This window comes from Halomonas sp. BC04, assembly GCF_000568385.1.
On the sequence record NZ_AZQX01000364.1, the window covers coordinates 1 to 7,850 of the forward strand.

Genomic DNA, 7,850 nt, shown 5'->3' on the forward strand with positions numbered 1-7,850 from the left:
AGTGCCAGCGTGCTGCGATCAACAGTCCCAGGCCGATGGCGGTCAATGCCCCGGCCTGCCAGCGAGTGCGCCAGGGAATGTCCCGCCACAGCAACAGGGTGGCCAGCCAAAGGGCGTAGCCGACGCCGTGGGGTAGCGGTACTAGCCCGGCAAAGCCGAGTATCTGCAGCGCGAGTCCAAGCAAAATCAAGATGCCGGCCAGGGCATGGCGCGATGAAATCGGTGATGGATCGGGCGAGGACACGAGGCGCGAGGCTCCGGAGGAGAGACAAGGGTTATTGTGAGCAGTCTAACAATATTGCCTTACCTTCGGCGACTCGCCTCGTCTCGCGCGTCTTCCAGCAGTGCCAGCATGGCCCTGGCCGCGTTGGAAAGGGTACGACTCCGGTGCACCAGATAGCCCAGGGAGCGATGAATGGCGGAATGCTCTACCTGGAGTTCGTGCAGCTCGCCGGCCACCAGCCGCTCCGGCAACAGGCTCCAGCCCAGGCCAATGGCGGTCATCATCTTCAGCGTCTCGAGATAGTTGGTGGAGAGCGCCACCGGCAGCCCGAGGCCGGCGGCGGCGAAGCGCGACTCGATCAGCGTGCGGGTGAAGGTCAGGGGGCCCGGTAGCACGGCATCGAAGGCACACAGCTCGTGGAGCGAGAGCCATCCGCGCCCGGCCAGCGGGTGATCGTGGGCGCAGACGAAGCACATCCGGTCATCCCAGATGGGCACGACGTCGAGCTGGGGGTCCGGGTGCGGCGCCAGCGTTACCACCGCCATCTCCAGTTCCCCGTCCAGTACCCCCTGGTAAGCCTGCTCCGAGTCGAGAAAGCGCAGGTCCAGGCGTACTTCGGGGTGGTCGCGCGTGTAGGCTTTCAGTAGCGGTGGCAGGCGGTGCAGCCCGATATGGTGGCTGGTGGCAAGCGTCAGGCTGCCGGCGATATCCCCCGTGAGATTGACCAGTGCCCGTCGGCTGTCATCCACCATCACCAGGATCTGTCGGGCGCGGGGCAGCAGCACCCGGCCCGCCTCGGTCAGCGTGACGCGACGGCCGATGCGGTCGAACAGCCGAGCGTCGATCTGCTCCTCGAGGGTGGCGATACGCTTGGAGACTGCCGGCTGGGTCAGGTGCAGCTGCTCGGCGGCGCGGGAAAAACTGCCGTTATCGGCCACGGCGAGAAAGGCTTGTAAGCTCTGGGTATCCACGGTCGCTATCTAGGCTTTGTACGAAAACTGGCTGCGCTCGCCCATGCGGCGTTAAAAATCGGCTCAAAATGCTCATTTACACCCCGTAAACTCCGCTTTTTCGCCGATTTTTGCCTTGCCTGACCTTCGCTCGCCGACTTTTCGTACATAGCCTAGTCCTTTGTTCGCCATCTATTCCTTTTTGGAATCCAATGAATAAATAACATGAATTGCTTTTATGGGCGAGCCGCGCAAGACTTGCTGTCATGAACGAAGCGCTGAGCGGCGCCGGGGACAGGCCGAAGAGGAGGTCCGATTCCAGGGAAGGAATCGGTAGCGTACAGGGAAGTATTCACAGCGCCTCCTCGGAGGCCTGTCGCCGGCAAAGCCGCGGTGCTGGAGCGGCACTTCGCGAGACCTGTCGCCGGAGAGCCGCGTCGCAAGCGACAACGATAGACCGGACACGCAAAGGGCCCCAGAGCCCGGGAGAACGACATGGCAGGCCAGACACTCTATGACAAGCTGTGGTCGCAGCACCTGGTTAAGGAGCGCGATGACGGCACCGCCCTCATCTATATCGACCGCCAGCTGCTCCACGAAGTGACCTCTCCCCAGGCCTTCGAGGGACTGCGTCTGGCCGGGCGCAAGCGTGGCGGCTCGACGCCAACCTGGCCACGCCGGACCACAACGTGCCGACGACACTCAAGGAACGTGCCGAGGGTAATGCCGGCATCAAGGACCCCGTATCGCTGATCCAGGTGCAGACGCTCGATGACAACTGCGTCGAGTTCGGCATCGAGGAGTTCAAGATTAATGACCCGCGCCAGGGCATCGTCCACGTGGTGGGGCCGGAGCAGGGCGCTACTCTGCCCGGCATGACCGTGGTCTGCGGCGACTCCCACACCGCGACCCACGGTGCCTTTGCGGCCCTGGCGCATGGCATCGGCACGTCCGAGGTGGAGCACGTGCTCGCCACCCAGTGCCTGCTGGCGCAAAAGATGAAGAACATGCAGGTGCGGGTCGAGGGCAAGCTTGGCACCGGCGTCACCGCCAAGGACGTGGTGCTGGCCATCATCGGCAAGATCGGCACCGCGGGCGGCACCGGCTACGCCATCGAGTTCGCCGGCAGCGCGATTCGCGACCTTTCCATGGAAGGGCGCATGACCGTCTGCAACATGGCCATCGAGGCCGGCGCTCGGGTCGGGCTGATTGCGGTGGACGATACCACCATCGACTACCTTGGCAACCGGCCTTTCGCGCCATCCGGCGAGCAGTGGGAAGCTGCCGTGGCGGACTGGCGCAACCTGGTTTCCGACGCCGACGCCGAGTTCGACCAGGTCGTCACGCTGGACGCCGCCGAGATCGAGCCCCAGGTGAGCTGGGGCACCAGCCCGAGATGGTCACCGGTATTTCCGGTGAGGTGCCCGACCCGGCCGAGGCCGGTGACGACACCGTGCAGCGCGGCTACACCCGTGCCCTGGAATACATGGGCCTCTCCCCGCGGCAGAAGATCACCGATATCCGGCTCGACAAGGTCTTCATCGGCTCCTGCACCAATTCGCGGATCGAGGACCTGCGCGAGGCCGCCAAGGTGGCCCGCGGCAAGAAGGTCGCCAGCTCCATTCAACTGGCCATGGTGGTGCCGGGCTCCGGCCTGGTGAAGCGCCAGGCCGAGGCCGAGGGGCTCGACAAGATCTTCATCGAGGCCGGTTTCGAATGGCGCGAGCCGGGCTGCTCCATGTGCCTGGCGATGAACGCCGACAAGCTCGGCGCTGGGGAGCACTGCGCCTCCACCTCGAACCGCAACTTCGAGGGGCGCCAGGGCTACGGTGGGCGCACCCATCTGGTCAGCCCGGCCATGGCCGCTGCCGCCGCCATTGCCGGCCACTTCGTGGATGTTAGACAGCTCGCCGCCAATGACGATGCCCAGGTAAAGGAGGCCTGAACCATGAACAAGTTCGAACGCACCGAGGGCCTCGTCGCACCGCTGGACCGGGCCAACGTCGACACCGACCTGATCATTCCCAAGCAGTTCCTCAAGTCGATCAAGCGTACCGGCTTCGGCGTCAACCTGTTCGACGAGCTGCGCTATCTCGACGAGGGGCAGCCCGGCCAGGACTGCTCGCAGCGTCCGCTCAATCCCGATTTCGTGCTCAACCAGCCACGCTATCAGGGGGCAAGCGTCTTGCTGACGCGGCGCAACTTCGGCTGCGGCAGTTCCCGCGAGCATGCCCCCTGGGCTCTGGAAGACTTCGGCTTCCGCGTGGTGATCGCGCCGAGCTTCGCCGACATCTTCTACAACAACGCCTTCAAGAACGGCCTGCTGCTGGTCACGCTGCCTGAGGAGACGATCGACCGCCTCTTCGCCGAGGTGGAAGCCAAAGAAGGCTATCGCCTCGACGTGGACCTCGAGAACCAGCGGGTGATCACGCCCTCCGGCGAGATCCTCGAGTTCGAGGTCGATGATTTCCGCAAGCACTGCCTGCTCGAGGGGCTCGACGATATCGGCCTCACTTTGAAGGACGAGGATGCCATTCGCGCTTTCGAGCAGCACCATCGCGCCGAGCGGCCGTGGCTGTTCCGGAGTCCGGCTCAGGCCTGATCGCTCTTACTTTGCATCCGTCGGTGGTGCGGGGTTGTGCTGGGAGCGGATTGATCAACCGTGAATTGAAGGGCGTAGGGGACAGGCCGAAGAGGAGGTCATTTGCCATGGATGGCAAATGTAGCGCCCAGGGATGGGTTCACAGCGCCTCATCGACGGTCCGGCGCTCCGGGGTCTGTCGTCGTACAGCCCGCCGCCATTCGCTCAAGAAAGGCAAGGACAAGGATTGAAAAACACATGACACGCAAGATTCTGGTACTGCCGGGCGACGGCATCGGCCCCGAGATTACCGCCCAAGCCAGCCGCATCCTGGCCGCCTGTCAGGCTCGGGGCCTCGACGTCGAGGTGGAAGAAGGACTGGTCGGCGGCGCCGCCTATGACGAGCACGGCGAGCCCCTGCCCGCGGTGACCCTGGACAAGGCCAAGGCCGCCGATGCCATCCTGCTCGGCGCCGTGGGCGGCCCCAAGTGGGACAAGCTCGAGGATCTCGCCAAGCGCCCCGAGAAGGGCCTGCTCGGCCTGCGCAAGAACCTCGGCCTGTTCGGCAACCTGCGCCCGGCCATAACCTACCCGCAGCTCGCTTCCGCCTCCAGCCTCAAGCCCGAGCTGGTGGCCGGCCTCGACATCATGATCGTCCGCGAGCTGACCGGCGGCATCTACTTCGGCCAGCCTCGTGGTATCGAGGTGCGCAATGGCGAGCGGGTCGGCTTCAATACCTATATCTATTCCGAGAGCGAGATCGAGCGCATCGGCCGGGTCGCCTTCGAGATGGCGCAGAAGCGCGGCAAGCGCCTCTGCAGCGTCGACAAGGCCAACGTTCTCGAGGTCACCATCCTGTGGCGCGAGGTGATGGACCGCCTGGCACCGGAGTATCCCGACGTCGAGCTCTCGCACATGTATGTCGACAATGCCGCCATGCAGCTGGTGCGGGCACCCAAACAGTTCGACGTGATGGTCACCGGTAACATGTTCGGCGACATCCTGTCGGATGCCGCAGCGATGCTGACCGGCTCCATCGGCATGCTGCCCTCGGCCTCGCTCAACGAGAGCGGCCAGGGCATGTACGAGCCCTGTCATGGCAGCGCACCGGACATCGCTGGCCAGAACGTGGCCAATCCGCTGGCCACCATTCTTTCGGTGGCCATGATGCTGCGCTACTCGCTGGACGAGCCGGCACTGGCTGAGCGCATCGAGGCGGCCGTGGGCAAGGTGCTGGACGACGGCCTGAGAACCGCGGATATTGCCTCCGAGGGCACGCGCACCATCTCCACCAGCGAAATGGGCGATGCGGTGCTGGCGGCCTTCGACGCAATTTGATACTGAATGCCGTGGAACTGCCCGCTATCTTGAGTAGAGACAGGCTGCTGTCAGGCAAGTGCCTCCCCGGCCCGCCTGTCTTGTTGTCGGGGCGGGTAAAACCGCCGGCCTGAAATCTGTATAATGTCCGGTTCATACTTTTCTGGAGGACTTCACATGTTGAAAGTCGGTTTCGTCGGTTGGCGTGGCATGGTGGGCTCGGTGCTCATGCAGCGCATGCAGGAGGATGGAGATTTCGATGGCATCGAGCCGATCTTCTTCACCACCTCCCAGGTCGGCAAGCCCGGCCCGGACATCGGCGTGGACGTTCCTCCGCTCAAGGATGCCACTGACATCGAGGAGCTCAAGGCGCTGGATGTCGTGATCACCTGCCAGGGCGGCGACTACACCCAGCAGGTCTACGGCGATCTGCGCGGTGGCGGCTGGAAGGGCTACTGGATCGATGCCGCCAGCACCCTGCGCATGGAAGACGAGGCGACCATCGTCCTCGATCCGGTCAACCGCAAGGTGATCGATGATCAGCTATCCCGCGGTGCCAGGACCTTCGTCGGCGGCAACTGTACCGTCAGCCTGATGCTGATGAGCCTGGGTGGCCTGTTCGAGGCCGACCTGATCGAGTGGATGACCTCCATGACCTATCAGGCCGCTTCCGGCTCCGGTGCCAAGCACATGCGCGAGTTGCTCCTGCAGATGGGTGCGCTTCGCGACAGCGTGGCCGATGAGCTGAACGATCCGTCCAGTGCCATCCTGGATATCGACCGCAAGGTCACGGCAGCCATGCGCAGCGGTGATTTCCCCACCGATAACTTCACCGCCCCCCTGGCCGGCAGCCTGCTGCCGTGGATCGACGTGAAGCGCGACAACGGCCAGAGCAAGGAGGAGTGGAAGGGCACCGTGGAGACCAACAAGATCCTCGGCCTTCAGGACAACCCGATCCCCATCGATGGTCTCTGCGTGCGTATCGGTGCCATGCGCTCCCATAGCCAGGCTTTCACCATCAAGTTGAAGAAAGATGTGCCGATAGATGAGATTGAGGATCGCCTGGCCAGACACAATGACTGGGTCAAGGTGATCCCCAACGACAAGGAAGCCACGATTGCCGGGCTGACGCCTGCGGCTGTCACCGGCACCTTGACCGTTCCGGTGGGCCGTCTGCGCAAGATGCAGATGGGGGGGGAATACCTCTCCGCCTTCACTGCCGGCGATCAGTTACTGTGGGGAGCTGCCGAACCACTCAAGCGCATGTTGAAGATTCTGCGCGAACAGTGATCCAGCGCTTGGAATAGCGATGGCGGGGCGCTTCTTTCGGGAGGCGCCCCGTTTTCGTCTGGCTGGATGACCGGGGCGGAAGCTGGGGGGAAAAACGAGCACTAATGCGCCCGGTCAGACACAGACTGAAGAGAATGTGATACAAATTTCGTACTGGCTTGGTCATTGCCCGAGAATACATCAAACGAACTACTGCATGTCGGTGACGACGGCAACGCAAGGGAACCTATGAGACGCAAGCTGACAATTGCCATGCTGCTATCGCTGTCGGCCTCAAGCCTTCAGGCGCTGGCACTTGGGGTCGGGGAGGCCGCGGTGAACTCTCCGCTCAATGCGCCATTGCGTGCCACCATTCCGTTGACCGATACCTCCGGGCTGGACCCGGAGCTGTTGCGGGTGTCGGTGGCCGAACCCCGTGAGTTCGAATCCGCCGGACTGATCCGCTCGCCGCTGGCCGCCAGCGTGCGGGCTGCCGTGCAGGTGCGCGAAGGACAGTTGGTGGTGGATCTCATCACTGAGCGTGCCGTGCGCGAACCCTGGCTGGACTTGATGCTGAGCTTCGAGTGGCCAGGGGGGAGGCAGTTGCGTGAGGTCACGCTGCTGCTTGACCCGCCGGATTACGACCAATTGCCGGTGCTGGTCGGGCTATCGTCCGCGGCACCTGCCGCCACGGCTGCGCGTTCCGCCGCAGACCCCGTTCGGGAGTCGCCGTCCCGGACCGCCCCGGCCCAGTCGCAAGACGCACAGTCCGGCGATCCGGCCTGGGTGAACAGTGGCGATACGCTCTGGGCCGTCGCCGGCCGGCTGAGGCCCGACAGCGGTATCAGCATGGACCAGATGATGGTCGCGCTTGTCGAGGCCAATCCGGACGTCTTCCCCTCCGGCAACATCAATGCGATGCGGGCGGGGCATGCCCTGGTCGTGCCATCTCGCGACGCCATCATGGCCCGCTCTTCCCAGCAGGCCGGCGATGTGGTGCAGGCCATGAACCAGGCATGGGCCAGTCGCGGCAGCGGCGCCCCCGCGCGGGTACCCCTCGGAACGTCCGGGTTGGCCATTGCTGAAGCTGCGGCTGGCGAGCCTGCCGATGCAGTCTCCGAGTCCGAGCCCGAACGTGAAGTGACTTCCGGGGATGAGGCCGTTGCAACAGATGTGGCGGCTGTCGCCGAGGAGGCCCCGGAGCCTCGCCTGACCCTGCTCAGCGATGCGGATCTCGCCGCTGAGGCTGTGTCCGCAGAACAATCTGACGAGGGCGGGGCAGGAGGCGGGGAGACGGAAGCGAGCACCCCGAGCGAGGCCGACCCGGTATCACCCGGGCCGCAGCTCGACCCCGAGGTGCTGGCACTGCTCGATGCCGAGGCCCTTGTTCCCCAGAGCGAAGCGCAACGCCTGGCAAGCCTGGAGCGTCGGTGGCTGGAGAGCCGTAGCGCGCTGGAGGCGGTTCAGGCAGAGCGCGATGCGCTGCAGGAGGAGTTGGGTGGCCTGCGCA

The 7,850-nt window shown here is 64.3% G+C and carries 5 protein-coding genes and 2 pseudogenes; 5 read left to right on the forward strand and 2 right to left on the reverse strand.

What is annotated here, in order from left to right; translation table 11 throughout:
- Nucleotides 1-244, reverse strand: a pseudogene (locus Q427_RS24560) (hypothetical protein); the annotation flags it as partial.
- Between the two features lie 59 nt (nucleotides 245-303).
- The gene (locus tag Q427_RS24565) at nucleotides 304-1,194 is read right to left on the reverse strand and encodes a LysR family transcriptional regulator (RefSeq protein WP_043517956.1); all 891 of its coding nucleotides are present in this window, start codon (nucleotides 1,192-1,194) and stop codon (nucleotides 304-306) included.
- Nucleotides 1,195-1,668: 474 nt separating this feature from the next.
- Here Q427_RS24565 and leuC point away from each other — a divergent pair.
- The 5 genes and pseudogenes from leuC to Q427_RS24590 all read left to right on the forward strand — a co-directional run.
- A pseudogene (gene leuC, locus Q427_RS24570) lies at nucleotides 1,669-3,118 on the forward strand (3-isopropylmalate dehydratase large subunit).
- A gap of 3 nt (nucleotides 3,119-3,121) precedes the next feature.
- On the forward strand, nucleotides 3,122-3,775 hold the full coding sequence (gene leuD, locus Q427_RS24575; protein WP_043517958.1) for a 3-isopropylmalate dehydratase small subunit: 654 nt from the start codon (nucleotides 3,122-3,124) through the stop codon (nucleotides 3,773-3,775).
- A gap of 237 nt (nucleotides 3,776-4,012) precedes the next feature.
- Nucleotides 4,013-5,092: a 3-isopropylmalate dehydrogenase gene (gene leuB, locus Q427_RS24580; RefSeq protein WP_043517960.1), complete on the forward strand. Its 1,080-nt coding sequence runs from the start codon at nucleotides 4,013-4,015 to the stop codon at nucleotides 5,090-5,092.
- Nucleotides 5,093-5,248: 156 nt separating this feature from the next.
- Nucleotides 5,249-6,361, forward strand: coding sequence for an aspartate-semialdehyde dehydrogenase (asd, locus tag Q427_RS24585; RefSeq protein ID WP_043517962.1), 1,113 nt, complete (start codon nucleotides 5,249-5,251; stop codon nucleotides 6,359-6,361).
- 228 nt (nucleotides 6,362-6,589) lie between these two features.
- Nucleotides 6,590-7,850, forward strand: a 1,261-nt coding sequence (locus tag Q427_RS24590; protein WP_043517963.1) for a type IV pilus assembly protein FimV, incomplete at its 3' end; no start/stop codon positions are given.

Excerpts from the sequence above, each read along its gene's own strand:
- asd (WP_043517962.1), top strand. The coding sequence starts at position 5,249 with ATGTTGAAAGTCGGTTTCGTCGGTTGGCGTGGCATGGTGGGCTCGGTG.
- leuB (WP_043517960.1), top strand. The coding sequence starts at position 4,013 with ATGACACGCAAGATTCTGGTACTGCCGGGCGACGGCATCGGCCCCGAG.
- leuD (WP_043517958.1), top strand. The coding sequence starts at position 3,122 with ATGAACAAGTTCGAACGCACCGAGGGCCTCGTCGCACCGCTGGACCGG.